A 22475-nucleotide genomic window follows, 5' to 3' on the forward strand; every position below is an offset into this window, starting at 1 on the left:
TTTCCCTACGTTTTACTTGGTATTTTTGAGTGCTTCGAGCTGTTGTTTAAAGTGTTTAAAAATCATTCCTCGATCTTCGCCGAGCAAAAATGCCGGAGTGCCTTTTTGATGCCAGCTAGCCTGCTGCTGAGGTGTTCTTGGAATGGCGCAGAAAGGCATATTATTTTGATGGCAAATTTGCGCCATATTGTGAATGTGTGCTTGCACGTCGGGGTGATTAACTTGAGTGCCATAGCCCAGCGATAGGCTCAGATCTAACGCGCCCTCTAGGATCATATCGACATGTTCTAAAGCAACAATTTCAGGCAGGGATGCCATACCAGCGGCGTCTTCGATCATAAGGCAAACAAAGGTTTGATCATTGGCTAGGTCAATATAGTTCTGCAGCGCCAGAGTGCCGAAACCCGTATTACGGCCACCGGTTATTCCACGAGTGCCTATTGGTGGGTACTTGCTAGCTTTAATCGCATTCTTAGCCATCGCTAAACTCGATACTCGCGACACAACAATGCCTGCTGCACCAGCATCTAATACTTTCGCGATTGTAAGTGGATTATCGTCAGCCACTCTTACTAGAAGAGGCAGGCCTGAGCAGTCTGCTGCACGAATACAATGTGCCAATGTCTCATCCGAAATGAGTACATGTTCGGTATCGAGCACAGCAAAATCAAAACCCGCATAGGCAAACATTTCACAAATAACAGGTGAGGGAACTGAGTTTAAGATCCCATAGATAACATCTTGTTTCGCAAGCTTTGATTTCAGCACACTGGAGAATGGCACTGTACTTTTCCTTAAATACAAATGAGGATGCCAATTGTTCTCATTTGCAGTAAAAGATCAAGTTATTTATCTACTGAAGTTGGATTTGTTGACCCTATGTTGAAAATGTTTACATTTTATACCTATGTAAATCAGTCGTTTGCATTAGAACTTTTAGTAATGAAACTTATTTTTGTAAATAAGTTAAATCGTAATAATTATCATTTACATTGTTTGTTTGACGTGTTTCTATGTCGCGGTCATTGCTTGAGCTTGATAATTATTGAGCTATTTATTACGGAGAAAGGATGCTAATGATGCCCAAACTAGTGCTAATTACACATGTTGAAAACCGGGCTGTGGTGGAGGGGTTTATACCTGCTGCCAATAAACTCGGTTACGAAATATGGCTGTTAACGGATCATAAATTGGCTCATAAACAGTATTTTTCAGAGCAAGAAACGTGCCCTGAGCATATTGTTGAATGTGATGTGTTTAATCCATTAGCCGTGATTGAACAGCTGCACAACCTTGATATTAGCCCGGATATCGTGTTTTCAAATAGCGACCATTTACAAGCCGCAACAGCGCTGGTTGCTGACTATTTTTCCTGTCCAGCTAAGGATTGGCGCCTGTGCTATCAAGCAAAAAATAAGGCTGCCATGCGCACCAAGCTGTTACTGGCTGAGCTACCGAATACTTGGTCTTTAAGTTGGGCAATGTGCGATGAATTGCCTGATAACATACCATTCCCTATCGTGGTTAAACCGCGTTCTGGGGTGGCAAGCATGGATGTCGCTTTGTGCAATAGTGCAGAGGAGCTGGATGATTATGCAGCCAGCTTAGGTCGACCAGATAATGTATTTTTACTCGAGTCTTATTTAGAGGGGCCACTATTTACCTTAGAAACCCTAGGTGATGGCAAGCAATTATGCGCTATTGGTGGTTTTGATGTTTCTTTGTCTCCACTCCCCTACTTTGTTGAAACGCAGGCTTGTTGGAATGGCCCTGTCAGCCTACAGCAACGTGAGCTCGCGTTGGCACAGGTTGCTGCATTTGGCGTGAATTTCGGCGTATGCCATAGCGAGTTTATCTTAACCAAAAATGGCCCGGTGCTGGTGGAAATTAACTATCGCAGTATTGGGGATGGTCGCGAATTCTTGCTGAATGAGTTGCTCAGTTTTGACTGGTTTGAAGCTATCCTGTTACTGCATTCCGGAAAACGCTTACCGATACTTGATACGCAAACATCAGCGGCATTAATCCGCTATTTCCCTGCTAGCGAAGAGGGGCGTATTAATGCTTGTCCTGCCCCTTTTTCGATAGAGAATCAAGGTCATCAAATTAGATTCTTAACGCTTAAATCCCTTGGCGACAACATACAGATCAATCATTCAAATAAGGACTATCTAGGCGAACTGACCCTGATAGGCTCAGATGCTGCAAAGCTCGACACTAAAGCCGATATTATCTCGCAAGAGCTACTGTGGGAGTTGAGCTAATGTCTACTGCCAAACAGTACATAAGTCAGCGTATTATTGATGCATGCCTCAGAGAGAACGTCTGTGAACTGATCTCAAAAGGCGAAGTCATTAGCTCGTTACCACAGGAGTTAAAACAACATTGGCGTGGTGAAAAATCAGAATCATGGTTGAAGGTGAGCCATCTGAGCGCGCAAATTCTGTATGTGCCAATTGCTGCAAGTCATTACATGCAGGCATGGCGAGCCGTATCTGACGCGTGGATAAGTCATGATATAAGCAATAAAAAAGCTATCTATTATCAACAGGGCTATAAGGCTTGGCTGACGGCACTGTCAGTCCAATTGCCGCCGGGATCTAAGACGCTGTTTCTCCGTTATATCAAGGAAGCGGATTGCGCCGCGACGCATCACGTCAGCTGTAAACAGGTATATAACGCCAAGCGGCATGAGTTAGCGGCTCCGTTTGCCGAGCTTGAAAGTTGGCATCAAAGCCTGATGTTTAGCGACCAAGTTGCCTCTTATTTGGATCACCCTTATTACCCTACGGCACGAGCAAAAGTTGGCTTTGATACAGAGACGTTAGCATTGTATGCCCCTGAGTTTGCGGCTAAGTTTGAGCTTAATTGGTGTGCTGTGCCAACCCATTTGGCGACATTAACCTCAGTGGTACCAACATGCTGGCCAAGTATGACTGATGTAGGGCTTGAGAAGTCATTGGCTGCCACCCATAAGTTATTTCCAATACACCCTTTAACGGCGAAGAGTTTAGAGTGTCTGCCCGAAGGCGTTGTTATTGCTCCCCAAACGGCATTAACCGTACAAGCGAGTCTCTCTGTTCGCACGTTAGCGTTAACTGAGTGCCCAAGTATCCACATTAAAGTTCCACTATTGATGGCCACGCTGGGAGCCAAAAATATTCGCTCAATTAAGCCCAGCACCTTGTACGACGGTCACTGGTTTGAGCGGATGCTGTCGATGCTTGCCTCGCGGGATGAGGTCTTATTGAGTCGGATAGAGCATGTTGACGAGCAACATGGTGGCCACCTTGGTGAGAGTAAGCTGTTTGCTTATATCGTTCGCGGCTACTCTGCGAATATGCAATCTAAGCAGCTGGTTCCAGTGGCGGCATTGGCCAGTCCGATGCCTGATGGGCGGCTGTATTTGCAACATTTAGTCGATCAATATTATCAGGGACAGTGGCAGCGCTGGTTCGGTGAGTATCTGAACCTTATGTTAAAGGTGCATCTGCGCCTTTGGCTCAAGTACGGTGTGGCGCTAGAGTCTAATCAACAAAATGCCATTCTTGCTTACAAAGATGGTGAACGCTTGTCTTTAGTCATGAAAGACAACGATTCAGCGAGGCTGCTGGTGAACCGTTATGAGGCGAGTTTATCTGCTGCCGAGTTGGCGCTACATAGAGTGGATAAGCTTATCGATCAAAGGATTTTTGTCGCTGACGATGAAGCGTTGGCGCAGATGTTCACCACCATCACCTTGCAGCTTGATATCGCGGCCATCATCGAAGCAATGGCAGCAAACGGGATGGCTCCAGTACAGGAGTTGTATTATCAACTGAGGAGCCATTTAGTCGGTGAATTGGATGCATTGCAGCAGGACGGCGTTGAGACAGACTATGCGCGTCACTACTTATTAGGCCAGCCCTATTTACCGGTTAAATACCTACTCAGCTCCGGCAGCTTGCTCAGTAAAGCGGATTCAGGAGCCACTGACGTGAATAAGTTTTACGGCCAAAGCGCGCCTAATTTTTTGTTGGCGGCATTTTGCGAACCAGCAACGGAAACACAGCTTGTCAAAGAGAACGCGGTCAAAGATATGCCAGATAAAGAGATAGCCGATAGCGAGGTAATGGCATGAGAGTGATTGCAGTGGTGCTATTTTGTCATTTTTTAGCGGCATTTACCGCGTTAGGCATGCCACTATTTTTACCTAGAATGATGGTAAGTTTAGGCGGCAGTGAATCCGACTACCTCATCGGGTTAATGTTCATTGTACCAACGCTATGTACTGCTTTTTCTGCGCCGTGGTGGGGGCGTTTTGCCGATAAATATGGCAAGAAGACCTCATTGCTGAGAGCGCAACTGGGTTTAGGGTTAGGATTTCTTCTGTCTGGTTTTGCAGATTCAGTGCCCATGTTCGCTTTAGGTTTGATGGTACAAGGAGTTTGCGGTGGCACCATGGCCGCATCCAACGCCTATCTGAGTCGTTTTTACCAAGGGAAGGCACTGGCTAGCAACTTAAATCTAACGCAAAGTTCGGCGCGATTAGCACTGGTGAGCGCGCCTATTATCTTAGGGATTTTCTCGCAAGTAGACGATCCTTTAACACTGTATCGCGTATTGGCCTTATTACCCTTGATCGCATTTGGCATATGCCTGTTTTTGCCTAGCGATATTGCTGAACCTTGCGCGCAAAGCGGTGCTGTTGCACCTAAATCAGCATCGGTGAGCCAGATTGCAACCACGGGGTTTTCGCAGGTGCTCTGGCTACAATTCTTCTTCTGCTTTTCTATGGTGGTTACCTTTCCTTACTTCCTGCCCTATAGCGAACATCTCGGTGTCAATTCGGATGCATTAAGTGGTTTTTACTATAGCCTGCCACACCTAATATATTTGCTACTTTCATTTAATATCAAATCGTTATCTATGCCTGCAAAGTTGCAATCACAAATCGGGTTTTCATTGCTATGCCTAGCTTGTTTGGGGCAGTTTTTACTGGTTAATAGTTTAGGGTTATTGATTTTTAGAGTGTTGTTTGGTTTTGGCATGTTACTGGTCTTCAATGGCCTACACCTCATTGTCAGTCATCAAATTCAGCAGTGTGATGCGGGATTAACTTTCGGAAGGTTCGATGCTTGGGGGAAGTGGGCCGGCGTGGCTGCGGGTATTGGTGCTAGCAGTGCAACTCAAGTCTCAGGATTAAATTTCCCCTTCTTACTGGCTGCATTAAGTTGCGGCTGTGCGTTAGTCGGGTTAGTGCTTTTTTACAAGGAGGTAGAACAAAATGTTGATCCAATCAAAGAGTAAGGCTCGACCCGCTAGCAACCAATATGGGGTACAGGTTTATCGAGATCAAGCCGAGTCCAATGCGATAGGTTGTTTGCTTAATTGTTATTTGCGAGAGTTTGCCATCGTGCGGCAGCAGGTCAACTTTGACGACAATCAGCCTGATTGTCCGCTATCGTTGTCGCAACGCTTAACGCAAGGCCAGCAAAAAATACGCGTTAAGTTACCGGAATCTGCTGCAGTATTGTTATTGGTGGCTGATAGAGTCAGTTTGTTAGGACGGGTGCGTTTTTCAAGTCAACTTTACGTTAAAAAGTCTGCTTCAGTTTGGCAGTTATATAGTGCAGAACAGCTGATTAAGTTGTTGCTGCAACATCTGTCTAAGCTAACGAATACAGCGTTTAATGATGAGTTACTGGCTCAAATAGACAATAGTATTGCTGTGACTCAGGCGTTCTTGCAGCGGTTGGATAGCAAAGTATTTTCAGGCTCAAGCATGGGGAGCGACAGTGCGGCGATGAGTTTAATTAACTCAGAGCAGAGCCTAATTTGGGGCCATGCTATGCACCCTAGCCCTAAGAGTCGCCACGGGGTGTCGTTTGACGATATGTTGGCATGTTCCCCTGAAATTAAAGCGAATTTTCCGCTCTACTGGTTTAAAGTCGACCCTAGCCTGATTAGGCAGATGCACTGTACTGCTGTGCAACCCATGGATTGGATCAATAAGCTTAAACCCGATAACGCTAACCTCTATCCCTGTCACCCTTGGGAGGTGAAAACAATTCTAGCGCAACCTCTGGTGCAGCAAGCAATAGCATTAGGATTAATTGAACCCATGGGGCAAATGGGCAGCGATATATACCCAACGTCTTCGGTAAGAACCACCTATTCAGCCGATATCAATCAGTTCATTAAGTTCTCTATTCATGTTCGTTTGACTAACTGTGTGCGTAAAAATGCCTGGTATGAGCTTGAAAGCGCAGTGGCCTTGAGTCGAGTGTTAATGGCGGTTGCCAGTGATGTTCAGCAGCATTACCCACACTTCTCTTTGATGGCGGAACCCGCTGCGAGTACACTCGATCTTAGTCGCTTAGAGGGGGATCAATCTTCCGCTTCCTCTCAAAGTCAGATGGTGTCTGAGTGTTTCGGCATTCTATACCGTGAGGGGATACCGTTGGCGCAACTTGAACAGTATCAACCTGAAGTTGCTGGAGCGTTATTTGGCTGGGATCACCAAGGCAATAGTGTGTGTGAGGCTAGACTTCGCGCAATAGCAAAGCGTCGCCAACAAAGTTACCAGCAGACAGCCAGCCAATGGTTTGCGGCTTATGTGCAACTTCTGTTGCCTGCGATATTTCACTACTTTTTCAAACGTGGGGTTGCGTTTGAGCCACACCTTCAAAATACCGTTATTGGCTTTGAAAATGATCTGCCGGCCTATATCTGGTTGAGGGATCTAGAAGGGACGAAGTTACTGCCAGAATTCTGGCCGCAACAGCTATTAAGTGAGTTATCAGAGGAGGCGATAAACTCGGTTTACTATAGCCGACAACAGGGATGGAATAGAGTGGCTTATTGCAGCCTGATTAATAATGTCAGCGAGGCGATGTTCCATTTAGCCGCTGGCGATCAGGTGTTAGAAACAGAGCTTTGGCTAATCGCAGCCCGTGTTGTCGAGCAGTGGCAACAGGTAGAGGGGCAGCAACCAGAGCTTGCAGGCTTCCTTCTGGGAGAGAGTATTCCATCGAAGAATAATTTGAGCACCCGCTTGTTTAAAAAATCTGATCGGTTGTCGAGTTATACCCAACTGGCGAATCCTCTTAGTGATTTGCAAGATCTGCGTGGGTTTAAAAGCAATCAACCATTAGCCACTGATGCTTCCTTTGCGGGTGTGAATGCAGTCGATGCACTTGGGAGTCTATGATGCAAAAAATTGTTAATGCCATTGCCAATTTAGCCGCGGAGCAAGATCCACAAGCGCCACTGTGTGCCTATATTTATGATCTTGAGCAACTAAAAAATCATGCAAGTGCAATGATGGCCGCGCTGCCGAGTAACTGTCAGCTGTATTATGCCGCCAAGGCTAACCCTGAAGCCGAAGTGCTACAGGTACTGGCGCCGATAGTTGATGGCGTTGAAGCCGCTTCAGGAGGTGAACTTAACTGGATCCACCAATGCCAACCACAAGTCCCATTGATCTTTGGTGGGCCCGGAAAGTTAGTCTCTGAGTTATCCCAAGCGATTGATCTCGATGTTGATGCTATTCATGTTGAAAGCTTAACTGAGCTACAGCGGATCACCGCGTTATGCAGACAAAAGCAGCGTCATTGCCGCATTCTATTGCGGATGAATATCTCTTTAGAAGGGATAGCTGAAACGCGGCTGACGATGGGAGGCAAGCCAACTCCTTTTGGTATTGATGCTGCTGAACTTGATACCGCAATGGCCATTGTGAGAGATATCCCCACATTAGCAGGTAAGCCGCTGGTGGAACTGCTGGGTTTTCACTTTCATCTTATGTCACATCAGCTCGATGTTGGGCGACATCTGGCGTTAATGAAGTTGTATTTTTCGACCTACAAAAAATGGTGTCAGAAATACAGTTTGAATCTGCCCATGTTGAATGTCGGTGGTGGGATTGGTGTTAACTATAGCGATCCGCAGCAGATATTCGACTGGAAGCACTTTTGTATGGAGCTGGAGACTTTAATTAAGCAAAATCAGATGGAAGCGGTGAATATTCGCTTTGAGTGTGGTCGATTTGTGACGGCTGCCATGGGCTACTATGTTATGCAGGTACTGGATATCAAAAAAAATCATGGTCAATGGTTTGCCATCGGCCACGGCGGCACCCACCACTTTAGAACGCCTGCGGCGCAAGCTCACGACCATCCCTTTTTTGTGTTAGCAGCAAAAGACATTGGCATCGAGTTGGAACAAGCTGAAACTAAGATTACCACGACTAACCTCAAGTCGGAATTAGTCACCATAGTTGGGCAGTTATGCACTCCAAAAGATGTGTTGGCGACGCAGCAATATGTGGAGCGGCTTGCTGTGGATGATTACTTGGTATTCTCCCATGCGGGGGCATATGCATGGAATATTTCGCATCAGAATTTCTTAATGCACGCTCCACCACAGCGGTTTTTTATCAGAGAATAACTAGCTTTTGGTTTATTCATTTTGATAAGTAAAGCAGCTTTGAGATTAAAGCCTAGTCTACTTTTTTGTAGACCAGGCTTTAATCTCTGTTATCTCTTCAGCGGTGCAGCCTAAAGATTCTAAAAAGTCAGAATGTACCTCTGGCAGATCCCTCTCAAATTCGATATGCCACTTATGCATGGCCTGCTCATCCATACCTGATGCTTTGAGAATATTGACCCATTGTTCCTTGTTCATGGTTTTGGCGGTTCTGATCAGAGAATTATGACCTAGCATCTCTACAACTCGTTGCTGTTGCTGGCGCAGCTGACTAATCTCTTGGTTTAGGTTTATGAGCCTTTCTTCAAGTACTGTGGCCGATTTTGATTCGTTTGAGTCAAGGATATCGGCAATGGACTCAAGAGATAGTCCAGCGTCTCTATAGGTGGCAATTTTTTCCATTCTCTGCACGTCTTTACTCGAGTAAAGTCGATAGTTAGAGTCGGAGCGTGCAGAAGGTTTTAATAGGCCTATTTTGTCGTAATACAGCAAAGTACTGCGGGATAACTGGTACTTCTTTCCCAACTGGTTGACGGTAAACATCTTCACTTCCTTTAACTGCGATTGATGGCATGGCCTAGCTATACAGCTTAAAGCATGCCGTTTTCTATCATTGGTTTTAGCTTCCCTCTCTAGCTCTATGGCTAATGAGCTGCATTAATCTTATTGATTATATGCTCTCGCCACTCAATCATCATGTAGGCGTAGTTGGCTTCATCAAAATGATTAGTTAACATCTCATTACCAAAGGGCGTTACAGATGTGAGCTTGTAAGTCACTTTAACTATTGAGCCCAGTTTGCCATTTGAGCTGAGCTGTACACCAACGGTGCCAATATCAGCGCTTGGAGTCACCCGAGTATAGCGTGCATGTTTGCTGTTTTTGTCATATCCCCTTCCCACTTGAAAATGCTCGTTTCAGAGGTGTTGTGCTAGTTCTGTTCTAGGCGCGTTAACGTGGAAAGGGTTATTCCATTTTAAGTTGTCACAACAACCAAGTGGGTTTGCACAACCCCTTCTTCGATGGGCGTTTCTTATATAAAAAGCATGGGCTTTACTCTAGTGTTATTGATTTTACCAAGGGATCGACCATTAGCTGCAATCAATGCCTCGCCTACATGGATGTAGGTGTTTAGGCTCAGCATGGAGCAATGAACCTGTGACTAAAGCCCATTAAACTCCCACAGAATTCTGCATTTTCAGGTCGGATGGGGATATGCAGTGATATGCCAAAAGGTGACTTGCTCACCATGAGAGGCAGTAAATACGCTATCAGCCTCAAAACCATCACTACTTAAAATAGTAGGGTTCCAGCCAGGGGCCTAGAGCTCCTCACCGGGATCGGTAAAAGTGGCAAGGCTTTTTTGGGTGTTATATCAAGCTCAAATGAACCTGTGCGCGATATGTTGATGACATCTTTTTGAGTCATGCTGGCTGCTAAATGATGTACAGCATGATCTTAACAGTCTCACCGTGCTGGTTAGCAAATAAAAAACCGCTAAAGAGTATGCTTGCAGTGCAAAGCGAGGTTAAAAGTGGGGTCTTGTTCATGCTTGTTTTCCTAGCCGTAATGAGATTCGTCCCAAGGCTAAGCTGTGAAGCTATAGTCAGGTCAAAATAAATCTTTATTTAGTATTGCTTATCGAACGTAGCGATGTAGGCATGCTTGACCTGACTAGAGGTTAATAGTTGAAGATGGCATCTTTTCAATTGGGGATAGAAAGATGTCGAGAGAGTTAAGCCTGCAAGGCAAGTGTCTAATGCGAAACCTGGCGGCTAAAGTACCTGCAGATTATCGAGGAGTTATTCTCGCGCTGGTTGCAAGCTCACTATTTGTATTGGTTGGTGTATTGGTGAGAGTGCTAACCGAAACAATTGATGCTTTTCAGGTTTTGTTATTCAGACAGCTTTTTTTTATCTGTTTACTGCTACCGGCGATTCGGACAAATTGGCAGCTATTGCTCAAGCCCCAGAAGGTGGGTTTACATATTCTCCGGATTATTGGTGCTTTCTGTGCATTGTATTTGGGCTTTATTACTATTAGCAATATTCCGCTAGCGGATGCGACAGCGATAGGATTCTCCAGCGTTTTGTTTGTCGCATTACTGTCGCGACTCTTTTTAACTGAAACCATCACTTTTATGCGCGCAATAACATTGCTTGTGGGCTTTCTTGGGGTGTTGTTGGTTGTGCAGCCAGACTTTGGCGCGGCTCAGTTTAGCTATATTCTATTAGGGCTAGGAGGTGCTTTAGGCGCTTCGGTGACCACTATTTGTATTAAAAAAATCATCAAGGTTGAGCCAAAGATCACGTTACTGGTTTATCAAGCGCTGTTCGTGGGCTTGCTGGCATTAGTGCCGAGTATATTGGCATGGCAATGGCCAACGTTGACCGAGCTGTATCTGTTGCTGCTGGTGGGGGGGATCTCTTCGTTAGCGCAGTGGATTGGAGTGACCGCTTACAAATATGGCGAAGCTAATGTGATTGCCAATGTTGAGTACAGCAAAATTATCTACTCACTCATTTTTGGCTATTTTCTGTTTAATGAAATGCCTAATAGCATCGCATTAATTGGTGTTGTTTTGGTCATGTTAAGTGCCTTTTTACCACAGCTGAACAAGCGGTTAAAGACGCATGATGGCTGTCGTTGAGAAAACGCTATTAGGATTAGTTTGCGTGGCTCAGCCAATACTTAAATTGGCTGGGGAGTTGTCCGGTCCAGCGCTTAAACGAGCGCCTAAAGTTATTGCTGTCAGCAAAGTGCAATTGCTTGGCGATGGTTAGGTTACTTTCGCCTGATACGGCTAACAGGAAGATAGCGTGCTGCATATTCGCTTCATCTTGTAACTGCTGAAAGCTGATGTCATATGCTTTCAGGCGACGTTTTAAGGTTGCTGAGCTTAGCCCTAAGCGCTCCGCGACTTGGGGGAGTGTATAGCAACGTGTCTTAGGCCGAGTGAGTAATAAACGGATATATGCGGGAAGCCCTATTTGATGCTTGGCGGCTTGCCTTTGTTGACTTACCTGTTGCCTCGCGAGCTTTAACCCCTGTGAGTTTGCTAGTTCGAGCGGCTCATGTCTTGTGCTCGCATTGTAACTAATGACGCAGATAGGCTGATTAAATGACAAATCATGACCTAAGTATTTGTAGTATTGATCTAACAATTTAGGCTCGGCGTAAGGTAGGGCAAAATGGCCTTGCCATACTCGATGAGTCAGCCTCTTATAGGTTGATACTAGGCTGGAAAGCGCTAATTCAGTAAAGAATCGCTGTTGGCGCTGGGCGCCGATATCTAGTTGCAGTAATAAGTGTTGCATCTGTTTTGTACGCCAATGCCAGCCTTGAAGCCAAGGTTGACTGGACCAGTGATACTTATGCCAAAAGCGCTGCATTTGTGTAAGGCTATTACAGCAAAATAGGCCATTAGTGAGTGCGCCACTTTGAAGCGGTAACCATTGCTGGCCAAGTAAAAACGCTAAATCATTTCCGGGCCAAAGCGCCATAGCATTGTCGATTAAACTCATGAGTTGAAGAGGGCTGATCATGTGTTCTATGAGTTGTAAATCTTGTTTGAAAATGCCAGTTCCTTTTAGTAAACGGTCTACATTGAGCCCTCTATGTTCGAACATCACCACAATACTGGCTGCAAGCAGTTGGCTATCAATACACTTGTCTTGAGCATAAGCTATGGATTGCATTTAAATGGCCTGAGGCCAAGCTCTTGCTTGTTTGACGCGCTCCATCTCTTTATTTATATGACTGATTAAGCTATCGACATCCTGTGACTGTTTTTCTGTTTGTGGGTCGTAATGAATATGAGCACTGCTAGCATGGCAGCCCAAGTGTGCGATAGCTCGTTGCAGTTCTGCTGCCATAGCTTGCGAGAATGTAGCTGAGCAGTTAGGCAGCAATATAATGAAACGGTCGCCAGCAAAACGGCATACTAAGTCTTGGGAGCGTAGTTGGCAGGTGAGCATCTGTGCAATATCAGTAAGCAGCCTATCGCCTCGATTAAAGCCGTTACGCTGATTTATCTCAGAAAAATTGTCGATGTCTAACATGATTAAACTTAATGGCTTACTGCTGTTGAGGGCGATTTGGTGGCGTATCGCCCGGGCATCATAAATCTTGGTCACTCGATCGACGAGCTTGTGCTGGCGGAAAAACTGCTCTCGAGTGCGTAACTGTTCATTAATGGTGATCTGTTCTTCACGCCACAGCCATAAGCCGCAAGTTAGTGTCAGCAAGCCAATTGGTGTGGGTAGCTTTTCAATAAGTGCGAACCAAGCGGGTAGGCTGTGGTTAATAAAAAACTCATCGAGCAGATCCATATAGCAGCCCAAGCTATAGCCCAGTAGACCGAAGATAAGCAGTTGAGTGACTTTACCTGCTGGTCGAGCCTGCAGTATCAATGCTAGCCAGCTTAATCCAAGCAGCAATAAAGCGCCCTCGGTAGCCACATCGAACCAATCGATGCTAGCGCTAAGTTTGGTCTCGGCCTGCAACAGACAAAGACTGAGTATTATGCTGCTAAGCAAGATGATAGCTAGGGTAAATTTTGAGGTCACAAATTTGAGCATGCAGTGTTTGTTCGTTAGACGAGAATTGCGTCTAACCTACTGCTATTTGATGACGATTTTATGAACCTTTAAGCAGTCAAATTAGCTCAATGGATATTCCATAAGGGTGAGTTTTTTTGAATGTTTAGGTCATTTTTAGGCAAGGTTAAGTGTGTGTTTTTTTAAAATATTTCTTTTTATACAGTAACTTAACCGTTATTGACTCGGTTTTTTATTTGTTTCAGGGTAAAAGCTAACAGCGGTAACGGGTAGTCAAAATAGCTCATTCACGGTCAAAGTTGTTGAAAAACAGCCTTTTTCTGCCAATTCAAATCTCGACGTCACCTTACTGTCATCTATCTATTTTAGGTTTGCCTGCAAATCAGCCATATAACGCAAACTAAAATAGGAAATAAACAACATGAAGCAGCTCGGTTTGCTTTCACCGCTTTACCTCGCACTATTTGCTACCAGCATGGCTTTTCCATCCACATCATGGGCTGGGAAAGTTGAAGGTGCAATTACTGATGAAGCCACACAAATGCCTTTAGAGGGCGCACTCATCAGCATTAAGGAGCTAAATCTTAAGCAAGAGTCAGGTCGAGATGGTCGCTTTTTCTTTCAGGATGTCCCAAAAGGAAAATACACTTTGATAGCCCAATATCTTGGAGGCTCGACATACACTCAGTCTCTGGTCGTTGGAGAAGTGAGTCTTATCAATGCTCAAATCGAATTGAAAGGGCAAGGTCTTGAGCATATTCAAGTTGTGGGTCAGCGAGGTTCATTGAGTAAATCTTTAAACCGTCAGCGAGCAGCAGACAATTTGGTGAGTGTATTGTCTGCCGATGCCTTGGGTAACTTTCCAGATACTAATATCAGTGAGGCTCTGCAAAGAGTGCCTGGGATCTCCATTGAGCGAGATCAGGGGGAAGGTCGCTTTGTGCGTATTAGAGGCATGGCGCCAGATTACAATGCGGTATCGATGAACGGTACCCGGCTGCCGTCACCTGATAGTGATCGCCGTGCAGTCGCACTCGATGTTGTGCCTGCTGACTTACTACAATCTGTTGAGGTGACTAAAACACTAACGCCAGATATGGACGCTGATTCATTGGGCGGGGCAATTGAAGTTAAGAGCTTATCGGCTTTTGATCGTGATGATACTTACGTCAATGTCAGCACCGAGGGCAGCTATGACGAAATGACAGGCAGTATCAATCCTAAACTTGCGGGTAGCTATAGTGATATTTTTCAAGACAATATCGGCGTAGCCATTGCCGCCAGTTGGTATAACCGTGATTTTGGCTCCGATAATGTTGAGACGGGAGGCAAATGGAGCTTCGATGAGCCTACTAAATTAGAAGAGGTAGAGCAGCGTGACTACCAGATTAACCGTGAACGTGTCGGGCTAGGAGCAAACCTAGATTTTAGACCTAACGATGACAATGATCTGTTTATTCGAACCCTCTATAGCAGCTTTGTCGATACTGAAACTCGCAACGGCAATGAAATCAAATGGGAAGAAGGTGCACTTGCTGATACACCTACAGCCGCAGAAGCGACCCGTTCACTAAAATCTCGTGAGGAAGATCAAGCTATCTACTCTATCGTATTAGGTGGTGAATCTCGATTTGATACTTGGACTGTTAATTACCAGACGAGTTGGAGTCGTGCAGAAGCTGATAAACCCCGTTATATCGGCGGTGCAGACTTTGAGGGTGAGTTTGATGATGTTGCCTATCAAAATAGTGCAGTGCCAATAATCACAGCAGAAGAAGGCTTTTATAGTGCAGACAACTATCTGCTAGATAAAGTTGAAATAGCGGAATCCAATACTGTCGATACGATGGCATCAGCCAAGTTTGATTTAAGCAAGACTTGGTTGTTAGCAGATAGGCCTGTAGCGGTTAAATTTGGCGCAAAATACAGTGCTCGGACTAAAGAGAACCAAGAAGATATTTGGATCTTCGAGGATTTTGATGAGCAAGGTATTACTGAGCAGCAACTATCCATGAGTCAATTTGCAGGTGCGCAGCCTGATTACAACCTAGGGCGATTCGGTCCCTCTATTGAAGCCGACCCGGTGTGGAGTTTGGTCAATGGCATGGATAGCGCGGCTGCAAAAGATGAGATTGAATCGCGGATCAATGACTTTGATATTGATGAAGATATTAGTGCCGCTTATGTGATGGGGCATATCGATATTGATAACCTGCGCCTGCTGGCAGGGGTGCGTTATGAGCATACCGCGATGCAGTCGCAAGGCTCTGGCTTTGATGAAAGTCAGGATGACTTTGTTTCCAATAACACTGACCGCAGCTATCAGCACTGGTTACCAGGTATTCACCTTAACTATAAGTGGAGCGATAAAACCGTGGCGCGAGCATCTTGGACCAACACCATTGTGCGGCCGACTTTTGGCCAGTTAGCGCCAGGTTTCTTGATTGAGCAAGATGATGAAGAGCTTGAAGCAAGCTTTGGCAATCCCGATTTAGAAGCGTTAGAGGCGATGAATTGGGATATCAGTATTGAGCATTATATGGGCGGGCTTGGCGTTATCTCTGCCAGTGGTTTCTATAAAGATATTACCAATTTCATTTATGAGGCTGATCTGGGGGGCTATGGTAAATATCAAGATTTTGATAAAGCCGAGACATTTGTAAATGGTGATGATGCCAACATTCTTGGGCTTGAGTTAGCCTACGTACAGGAGTTTGGTTTTATGCCCGAGGGCTGGAAGGGATTGATTTTTACCAGCAATCTGACTTTGAGTGATTCCACTGCGCATATCAGTTGGCAAGATGATGGTGTACAAGGTCGTGATATTCCACTGCCTAGCCAGTCAGAGCTAACAGCTAATGCCTCTTTTGGTTATGAAAACCCTTACGTTAGTGTCCGCCTTTCTGCGGCCTATAAGTCTGAATATCTGGTTGAGGTTACAGAGCTTGATGATGCCGCTTTTGATGTCTATCAAGATGCGCATACCCAATGGGATTTTGTTGCTAAAAGCTTTATCACTGAGGACATTACCATCTACTTCAAAGCAATAAACATGACTGATGAGCCTTTCTACGCCTATACCGGACAGAACCGTTATAACGCCCAATACGAAGAGTATGGTCGCACTTTCCAACTCGGCATTCAGTTCATCAATTATTAAGTCTAGGAACCCACATGATTAACCTTAAAAATATAGTGGCCTTAGCCATAGCTACTCTTGTTAGTAGCCCGTTAGCTGCCCAAATTAACAATGATGCCCAACAAAACAGAACAATTTGGCAAGGGCCGGCCGCAGCCAGTGAAATGGCAATTTGGCAGCAAAGAGCACTGTTTTCCAGTGAGCGGCATGGGTTAGTGTTGGCAGATAAACAGCAGTTAAATGTCATGGTTCCTGGGCAGTTTGAGTATTTAGCTGTGCATGGCGATACCGCGTTAACTTACGACACGCAAATTGATCAAGTTCAAGGGATCAGTTTAAGTTTCAGCAATACTCAGCGTTTATCACTGCTACCAAAACGTGCCTTCCAAGTAGAGTGGCTCTGTTTACAGCCTAGGCTAGCAGATGACAATCTTTATGCTTGGATTGGGGACGATGCCGGTCATTCTGAGCAATGGTTATTATCGTCAGGCGGAGAGTGGCAACCACAACTGGTACGTAGCTTAGCGGTATCTATGGGGGCGTTAAAATGCGCTGTCGATGATAATGAACAGTTGTTTGTACTCGACAATCGTCAAGGTGTTTGGCGTTATCCTGCAGCGCCGCATATGGCTGATGAGTCAGAATTGGTGAGTTATCTACCTGATAATCAGTACTCGGGGTTGGCTTTCGATAATGGCAACATTGTGCTGATGGATGAAAGTGGGCAGATTTTTGATATTGACGGCAGTCAAATGGCAGCGCCTTTCAAAGGCCGCGAAGCGCTCGAAAGCTTATATATAGCGGAGAAACAGCTTTGGGCTTATTCAGATGATGACGATCAATTCTATCAAGCAAATTGGCAGCTAAAAACCACACCAACATCGACCATGAGTGAGCGCATCAAGGAGATCCCCACCGCAGTCGAAAGTGATATCTCCGATAGAGCGGGCGATACCATGGATGATCCTGCAATATGGATTCATCCAACGGTGCCAGAAAAAAGCCGTGTACTAGGCACCAATAAACGCTGGGGGCTATTAAGCTATTCAATGCAAGGCGAGCAGCTGCAAGCCATTGCTGCTGGACGAGTGAATAATGTCGATATTAGGCAGCAAGTATTGCTAGGCGGTGAATATCGAGACATTGCTGTGGCCAGTAATCGCGACCGCAATAGCTTAAGCATATTCAATATCAATGAGCATGGAAAGCTAACGCAATTGGCAGAACAAGCAACAACCTTGACTGATATTTATGGCCTTTGTATGTATCAACCTAGTGAGGACGAGTTGTATGTTTTCGCGAATGAAAAATCAGGCCTCGTCAAGCAGATAGCATTAAAGTGGCAAGATAACCACCTTAAAGCGACAGAGGTACGAGAGTTTAGTGTACCAAGTCAGCCAGAAGGCTGCGTTGCTGATGACCTCAACAAGCAGCTATTTCTTGGCGAAGAGAACGTTGGTATCTGGGCGTTTAATCTCGATAGCCGAACAACCAAATTAAACGGCGAGATGATTATACAAGCAGGCGGGCCGCTGGTGGCTGATATAGAGGGGATATCACTGTATCAAGCCAACAGTGAAACGGGTTACTTAGTCGTATCGAGTCAAGGAAATGATAGTTATTTGCTTTATAAGAGTGCTGCACCATATAGCTATATTGGCCGTTTCCGAATAGGGGTTAACGGCAAGCAAGGGATGGACGGTAGTGCAGAAACTGACGGGCTAGATGTAACTGCACATTCGGTGGGTCGTGGAGTTTGGTCTCAAGGTATGATGGTGGTCCAAGATGGTCGCAATCGGATGCCGGATCAAAACCAAAACTTTAAATGGGTGCCTTGGAGCGAGATAAGCCAAACGTTGCAGCTAGAACGGAAAGATTAGTATTCATGTACTTAGCCACTAACAAGCTCATTGCTTGTTAGTGGCATTTTCTGAGTCGATTTTATGGCCTTTTGAAGTTTAAGTTTTCTTCTATTTCACCGTCACCGTTTTCGTCAACACTTAGGGTTAATACTTTGTCAACGACGGTTAAGTAGAGCCCCAAATTACTGTCGCTGCTAAAGTCATTGAGTCCTGCTTCGGCATTTCCATCAAAGGTTTGGCTTACGGTAACACGATTGGTATCTGTGTTTATGCTGTAGGTTCCCCACTCCATGCCTGACTCTTCAATAACCTCATTGGCATCAACTCCGGCTTGAACATAAGTGCCGTCAGCATAAAAGATAAACATCAATAAGCCGTTTTCATAAGCTTCTCCATCGATGTCATGGATTATCCATGCACCCAATTCGTTGCTGTTATCAAGTGCTTCAAAATTAAGGGTTTCATCAATAGTACCGTCGGCGTCTTCATCGACTGTTACATTTAGCTCTCCATTTGTGACGGCGATAAATAGTTCCGGTGCGCCTGGATCTGTGGTTAAGTCATTGAGACCTACGTTTTCGTTGTCATCAAACTCTTGGCTTGCTGTGACTCGGTGAGTCTCACTGTCTCGTTGGTAAGTGCCCCACTCCATGCCAGAATCTTCATAGTTGTCATTTGAATCGACTTCAAAAATAACGTAGGTACTGTTATCAATGAATATGATGCTGAGCAAGTCATTATCGTCATCTGTCGCATTCCAGCTTCCGATGATCCCGACCTGAATATCTTGTTTCTCTAGCTCTTCAGATAAATGTTCCAGTGCCGCTTCAGTATCGATTAGCTCTGACACCGCGGTATCTTGCCCCCCATTCTCAATGGTTGCTTGCACCGCTGCAGAGGTTGCAAAGTCAGCCGTCGACATGCTGAAGTCTACAGGCTCTGCGCTATCAATCGCTGTTTGGGTGATGCTAATGCCGTTACTTGGGTCACCATCTTGATCTAGGGTTTGTAGTAGTCTGGCCATATTGATTACAGCGGTATTTGTGACATCATCGGTTGCGGCAATATTGAGGGGGGTGACGATACCAGTTGCAGCTGTTGCAGGAAACTCTAAGCCTCCAATGAAGAAAGTCACCGTTTCACCAGGCAGATACTGATATTGACCTTCTGCATCGGTGGTGCCGCTAAGTGTTTCGGTTCGGTAGCCAATGCCGATAACAGCGCTGTCTAGAAACACACCCGTGTCGGGGGTCACAGTTACGGGAGTTGGTTGCGGCAACACTTCTGGTTCGGGGTCATCATCACTGTTGCCACAGGCAACGAGAGTCAATGAAACCAATAAAGCGGTGGTGACTGAGTATTTGGAATAGGAATTACAGGCAAGACTAGGCTTAAACATAGCAAGCTCCTTTACAGATCTAGTTAGTTGATTTGCTGCTGTGCTTCATGTTCAGAACATCCATCTCCGAAGCGACAACATCGTTGAGTTGACTCTAGGTTTAACACAAAAACTTATCGACAAAATAATGTAATAACCAAATTCAAGACATTTCAGTAATTTTCATATTTACGGCTGTTGCTGCAGTTGTGAATCAATCACTTAGGATATGTTTTGTCTATTCAGGCAAGTCTTACTTTGGTTGTGGTGATTTCAATTATCACTAAAATCGAACGTCAATCGGTGTAGATGACTACTTTTCTATTACTCTCAATATCACTGTCAGGCTTTATGGTCCCCCATAAAAGTGGCGTTGGTTTTTGTGCCGTGTATGGCCGAAGTCGACTGCAAAAAACACTGCTTATTAGGCGAGTTTTAACGATTTTGATACTGCGTTAATGAGCTTGAAGCAAGCTCAACTATATCCTTTACTCATTAACTTACCTCAAAACCGCTAAACTCTCGTAGAGCGATCAAATTTTCATACTGATTGGGATTACAATAAATTTTGTTCGCCTGAGCAGTGGGGAGATCTTAAGCGGTATGGATACTTTGACGAGATTGGCGATGCTCGCAGATTCGTAATATTTATTGCAATAAGAGTTCATTGTTGTATCTATGAGATTTAAAAAGCACGTAGATATAATTCACTTTTAGTGAATATATATTTACTTTAGAGTGAGAGTAAAGCGTAGCGTTTTCTGAGGCTGCATCGATAATATTTTAATGGTGGTTTAATCTATAAAGAGTATGCTGGAAATCAGGAGTTAAACATGAACGCTTGTTTTTAAACCGCTCCAATTATTAATGCTTGAAGCGGCCTTTTCTCAATTATAACCAAGAATATAACTCGGTGTTTCATCCTCCTGCTCGTAGGTGTACAGCAGGCTTTCATGCAGTGTCGAGTCCTCTTCTGTGGTTTTTGAATGTTCAATTTCGCCCTGTTTATAGTTATTAATGATATATTTTTCCATTACAACGTCCTTTAATTTAACTAGCGCTCTCTTTATATATAGTTTAAATAATTTACTTTGCTTGTTTCCTTAGTAATTAATTTCGTATTTACTAATTTAAAATATAGGCGAGCGCCGAATTCATCCAGCTATTGACGATATCTTAACTACGGATTTATATGAAATTCATTGTGGTTTTAAGCTTATTACTTTTATTAAATGCTTGTTCAACTGCACCAAGTCGTGATGAAAAACGGCAAACTTCACTGAGCAATAAAATTGCGTTAGACAATAGTCGTGCAGTAAAAAGTCAATTAATGCAATTACATAAAGATTGGAAAGGTACACCTTATCGACTGGGTGGTGTGAGTAAGCGAGGTGTAGACTGCTCTGGTTTTGTGCAAGTAGGTTTCCAGAAAAAATTTGGTTTAACATTGCCTCGTACCACTGATGAACAAAGAGCTGTAGGCAGAAGTGTTAGTAAAAATAACTTGAGGCCTGGAGATCTAGTTTTTTTCAAAACAGGTTGGAGTACACGACACGTTGGGATCTACATAGGTAACCATCAGTTCTTACATGCTTCAACGAGCCAAGGGGTGATGATCTCCAGTTTGGACAATAGCTACTGGAAGCAAAAATACTGGCTGTCGAGAAGGTTGTAGCAGAGGGATTTCTGTTGCTCTTAGATTTTTGGCTATTATTTCTGTAATGAGTATCTTTAACGTGGATAGGGATATATTAGATATCTATCAAATTCCATCAGTTAACTTTATGCTACTTTAAAAGCCATTCTTGCAAGCATCTATTTAGTCAGAGTTTATGCACGCTTAGTAAGAACTGATATTATAGTCTCAACAGATTTTTTTACATTCGAAGCTGGTTAGCGGCGGATGTACTCGCAACAGATTAAAGTGAAAGGATTAAGCAATGAGCAAAGCAAAAATAGGTATTGTTACTGTCAGTGATCGCGCTAGTGCTGGTGTGTACGAAGATCTATCAGGTAAGGCGATTATTGACGTACTCAATGAGTACCTTACGTCTGAGTGGGAGCCTGTTTATAAGGTTATCCCAGATGAAACCGATGCGATTGAAGCAACGCTAATTGATATGGCGGATGTGCAAAACTGTAGCCTAATTGTCACCACTGGCGGCACAGGCCCAGCTAAGCGTGATGTTACTCCAGAAGCGACTGAAGCAGTTTGTGATCGTATGATGCCAGGCTTTGGTGAGTTGATGCGTGCTGAATCATTGAAGTTTGTACCAACGGCGATTTTGTCTCGTCAAACCGCGGGCCTTCGCGGTGACTCTTTAATTGTTAACCTACCAGGAAAGCCAAAATCTATTCGGGAATGTTTAGACGCAGTGTTTCCTGCCATCCCTTACTGTATCGATCTCATGGATGGTCCATTCCTTGAGTGTGATGAAGCGGTTATCAAGCCTTTTAGACCCAAAGCAAAGTAGTTCGTTTAAGCTCGCTCACTTAAAATGTTCAAAAGCCCGAATCAATTCGGGCTTTTTTGTGTCTGGCCATAAATGTTCCATACATTTATTGGCATTCCCTCCGTCCTTGGAGGTCTGAACACTTATGCCAAAACCCATGGATGGTTTAGTTTTGGTATTTGTGTCAGAACACTTATGCCAACACCCATGGATGGGTTAGTTTTGGTATTTGTGTCAGAACACTTATGCCAAAACCCATGGATGGGTTAGTTTTGGTAGCAGCACTCAGCTTTGATCAAGCAAATGCACTCACAATGCGGCTAGCACTTCTTGTTGCATAAGCTGGCGGCATTTAGCCCGGTGATAAGCAGTAGTGCTGGGATCATTACAAAGTGCACCATCGCATTGGGCTCAATACTAAAATTGAGCCAGACCAGTAAGGCCCAGCTCAATAACCAATAACTGATACTGAATAGGTGTTTAGTAGAGAATGACTTCATAACGAACTCCTGGTTTTCTAGCTTGTGCCTGTTTGGCTGGACTAATAACAACTTGGATATAGTTTAAATTCTGGACAATCTGCCGATAAGTGTCATTATTGACAAAATAAGGGTG

General features: G+C 44.5%; 18 protein-coding genes. 10 read left to right on the top strand and 8 right to left on the bottom strand.

Features of this window, described 5'->3' with window-relative positions; all coding sequences use genetic code 11:
• Positions 1 to 12 precede the first annotated feature (12 nt).
• On the bottom strand, positions 13 to 783 hold the full coding sequence (locus SWP_RS00410; RefSeq protein ID WP_020910313.1) for an HpcH/HpaI aldolase family protein: 771 nt from the start codon (positions 781 to 783) through the stop codon (positions 13 to 15).
• Positions 784 to 1076: 293 nt separating this feature from the next.
• On the opposite strand from SWP_RS00410, the gene SWP_RS00415 reads away from it, so the two are divergent.
• Genes SWP_RS00415 through SWP_RS00435 form a run of 5 tightly spaced genes read left to right on the top strand, consistent with a single transcriptional unit; the run spans position 1077 to position 8430 of the window.
• Complete coding sequence (locus SWP_RS00415; protein WP_044556207.1) at positions 1077 to 2264, top strand: ATP-grasp domain-containing protein; 1188 nt, start codon at positions 1077 to 1079, stop codon at positions 2262 to 2264.
• A complete protein-coding gene (locus SWP_RS00420; RefSeq protein WP_020910315.1) occupies positions 2264 to 4120 on the top strand; it encodes an IucA/IucC family protein in 1857 nt (618 codons plus the stop codon). The genes SWP_RS00415 and SWP_RS00420 overlap by 1 nt, the downstream gene beginning before the upstream one ends.
• Positions 4117 to 5289, top strand: a complete 1173-nt coding sequence (locus tag SWP_RS00425) for an MFS transporter (protein WP_020910316.1) — start codon at positions 4117 to 4119, stop codon at positions 5287 to 5289. The genes SWP_RS00420 and SWP_RS00425 overlap by 4 nt, the downstream gene beginning before the upstream one ends.
• Positions 5267 to 7192, top strand: a complete 1926-nt coding sequence (locus SWP_RS00430; protein ID WP_020910317.1) for an IucA/IucC family protein — start codon at positions 5267 to 5269, stop codon at positions 7190 to 7192. Before SWP_RS00425 ends, SWP_RS00430 begins: the two co-directional genes overlap by 23 nt.
• Positions 7189 to 8430, top strand: a complete 1242-nt coding sequence (locus SWP_RS00435; RefSeq protein WP_044555509.1) for a type III PLP-dependent enzyme — start codon at positions 7189 to 7191, stop codon at positions 8428 to 8430. The genes SWP_RS00430 and SWP_RS00435 overlap by 4 nt, the downstream gene beginning before the upstream one ends.
• 57 nt (positions 8431 to 8487) lie before the next feature.
• On the opposite strand, the gene SWP_RS00440 is transcribed toward SWP_RS00435, so the two are convergent.
• Positions 8488 to 9012: a MerR family transcriptional regulator gene (locus tag SWP_RS00440; protein ID WP_020910319.1), complete on the bottom strand. Its 525-nt coding sequence runs from the start codon at positions 9010 to 9012 to the stop codon at positions 8488 to 8490.
• A 101-nt stretch (positions 9013 to 9113) separates the two neighbouring features.
• Positions 9114 to 9371: a hypothetical protein gene (locus SWP_RS00445; protein WP_020910320.1), complete on the bottom strand. Its 258-nt coding sequence runs from the start codon at positions 9369 to 9371 to the stop codon at positions 9114 to 9116.
• Positions 9372 to 10192: 821 nt separating this feature from the next.
• On the opposite strand from SWP_RS00445, the gene SWP_RS00450 reads away from it, so the two are divergent.
• Entirely contained in the window at positions 10193 to 11119 is a 927-nt protein-coding gene (locus tag SWP_RS00450) for a DMT family transporter (RefSeq protein ID WP_020910321.1), read from the top strand.
• A gap of 16 nt (positions 11120 to 11135) precedes the next feature.
• On the opposite strand, the gene SWP_RS00455 is transcribed toward SWP_RS00450, so the two are convergent.
• Positions 11136 to 12167: an AraC family transcriptional regulator gene (locus tag SWP_RS00455; protein WP_020910323.1), complete on the bottom strand. Its 1032-nt coding sequence runs from the start codon at positions 12165 to 12167 to the stop codon at positions 11136 to 11138.
• Positions 12168 to 13049: a GGDEF domain-containing protein gene (locus SWP_RS00460; RefSeq protein WP_020910324.1), complete on the bottom strand. Its 882-nt coding sequence runs from the start codon at positions 13047 to 13049 to the stop codon at positions 12168 to 12170.
• Between the two features lie 400 nt (positions 13050 to 13449).
• Between SWP_RS00460 and SWP_RS00465 the strand changes: the two genes are divergently transcribed.
• The gene (locus tag SWP_RS00465; RefSeq protein ID WP_020910325.1) at positions 13450 to 16188 is read left to right on the top strand and encodes a TonB-dependent receptor; all 2739 of its coding nucleotides are present in this window, start codon (positions 13450 to 13452) and stop codon (positions 16186 to 16188) included.
• Between the two features lie 14 nt (positions 16189 to 16202).
• Positions 16203 to 18047: a phytase gene (locus SWP_RS00470; RefSeq protein WP_020910326.1), complete on the top strand. Its 1845-nt coding sequence runs from the start codon at positions 16203 to 16205 to the stop codon at positions 18045 to 18047.
• Between the two features lie 61 nt (positions 18048 to 18108).
• On the opposite strand, the gene SWP_RS00475 is transcribed toward SWP_RS00470, so the two are convergent.
• Entirely contained in the window at positions 18109 to 19428 is a 1320-nt protein-coding gene (locus SWP_RS00475; protein WP_020910327.1) for a hypothetical protein, read from the bottom strand.
• A gap of 866 nt (positions 19429 to 20294) precedes the next feature.
• On the bottom strand, positions 20295 to 20441 hold the full coding sequence (locus tag SWP_RS24030; protein WP_020910328.1) for a hypothetical protein: 147 nt from the start codon (positions 20439 to 20441) through the stop codon (positions 20295 to 20297).
• Between the two features lie 158 nt (positions 20442 to 20599).
• Here SWP_RS24030 and SWP_RS00480 point away from each other — a divergent pair, with 158 nt between their 5' ends.
• Positions 20600 to 21082 carry an NlpC/P60 family protein gene (locus SWP_RS00480; protein ID WP_020910329.1) on the top strand — a complete coding sequence of 161 codons (483 nt, stop codon included), beginning with the start codon at positions 20600 to 20602 and terminating at the stop codon, positions 21080 to 21082.
• Positions 21083 to 21347: 265 nt separating this feature from the next.
• Positions 21348 to 21881, top strand: a complete 534-nt coding sequence (gene mog / locus SWP_RS00485; RefSeq protein ID WP_020910330.1) for a molybdopterin adenylyltransferase — start codon at positions 21348 to 21350, stop codon at positions 21879 to 21881.
• Positions 21882 to 22180: 299 nt separating this feature from the next.
• Here the strand turns inward: mog and SWP_RS00490 are convergent, their stop codons facing one another.
• The gene (locus SWP_RS00490) at positions 22181 to 22360 is read right to left on the bottom strand and encodes a hypothetical protein (protein ID WP_044555512.1); all 180 of its coding nucleotides are present in this window, start codon (positions 22358 to 22360) and stop codon (positions 22181 to 22183) included.
• Between the last annotated feature and the right edge of the window lie 115 nt (positions 22361 to 22475).

Source organism: Shewanella piezotolerans WP3 (assembly GCF_000014885.1).
Taxonomy (GTDB): Bacteria; Pseudomonadota; Gammaproteobacteria; order Enterobacterales; family Shewanellaceae; genus Shewanella; species Shewanella piezotolerans.

What these genes read in the sequence shown, in the direction of transcription:
- SWP_RS00415 (WP_044556207.1), top strand. Translation starts at nt 1,077, where the DNA reads ATGATGCCCAAACTAGTGCTAATTACACATGTTGAAAACCGGGCTGTG.
- SWP_RS00420 (WP_020910315.1), top strand. Translation starts at nt 2,264, where the DNA reads ATGTCTACTGCCAAACAGTACATAAGTCAGCGTATTATTGATGCATGC.
- SWP_RS00425 (WP_020910316.1), top strand. Translation starts at nt 4,117, where the DNA reads ATGAGAGTGATTGCAGTGGTGCTATTTTGTCATTTTTTAGCGGCATTT.
- SWP_RS00430 (WP_020910317.1), top strand. Translation starts at nt 5,267, where the DNA reads ATGTTGATCCAATCAAAGAGTAAGGCTCGACCCGCTAGCAACCAATAT.
- SWP_RS00435 (WP_044555509.1), top strand. Translation starts at nt 7,189, where the DNA reads ATGATGCAAAAAATTGTTAATGCCATTGCCAATTTAGCCGCGGAGCAA.
- SWP_RS00440 (WP_020910319.1), bottom strand. Translation starts at nt 9,012, where the DNA reads ATGTTTACCGTCAACCAGTTGGGAAAGAAGTACCAGTTATCCCGCAGT.
- SWP_RS00450 (WP_020910321.1), top strand. Translation starts at nt 10,193, where the DNA reads ATGTCGAGAGAGTTAAGCCTGCAAGGCAAGTGTCTAATGCGAAACCTG.
- SWP_RS00455 (WP_020910323.1), bottom strand. Translation starts at nt 12,167, where the DNA reads ATGCAATCCATAGCTTATGCTCAAGACAAGTGTATTGATAGCCAACTG.
- SWP_RS00460 (WP_020910324.1), bottom strand. Translation starts at nt 13,049, where the DNA reads ATGCTCAAATTTGTGACCTCAAAATTTACCCTAGCTATCATCTTGCTT.
- SWP_RS00465 (WP_020910325.1), top strand. Translation starts at nt 13,450, where the DNA reads ATGAAGCAGCTCGGTTTGCTTTCACCGCTTTACCTCGCACTATTTGCT.
- SWP_RS00470 (WP_020910326.1), top strand. Translation starts at nt 16,203, where the DNA reads ATGATTAACCTTAAAAATATAGTGGCCTTAGCCATAGCTACTCTTGTT.
- SWP_RS00475 (WP_020910327.1), bottom strand. Translation starts at nt 19,428, where the DNA reads ATGTTTAAGCCTAGTCTTGCCTGTAATTCCTATTCCAAATACTCAGTC.
- SWP_RS24030 (WP_020910328.1), bottom strand. Translation starts at nt 20,441, where the DNA reads ATGGAAAAATATATCATTAATAACTATAAACAGGGCGAAATTGAACAT.
- SWP_RS00480 (WP_020910329.1), top strand. Translation starts at nt 20,600, where the DNA reads ATGAAATTCATTGTGGTTTTAAGCTTATTACTTTTATTAAATGCTTGT.
- mog (WP_020910330.1), top strand. Translation starts at nt 21,348, where the DNA reads ATGAGCAAAGCAAAAATAGGTATTGTTACTGTCAGTGATCGCGCTAGT.
- SWP_RS00490 (WP_044555512.1), bottom strand. Translation starts at nt 22,360, where the DNA reads ATGAAGTCATTCTCTACTAAACACCTATTCAGTATCAGTTATTGGTTA.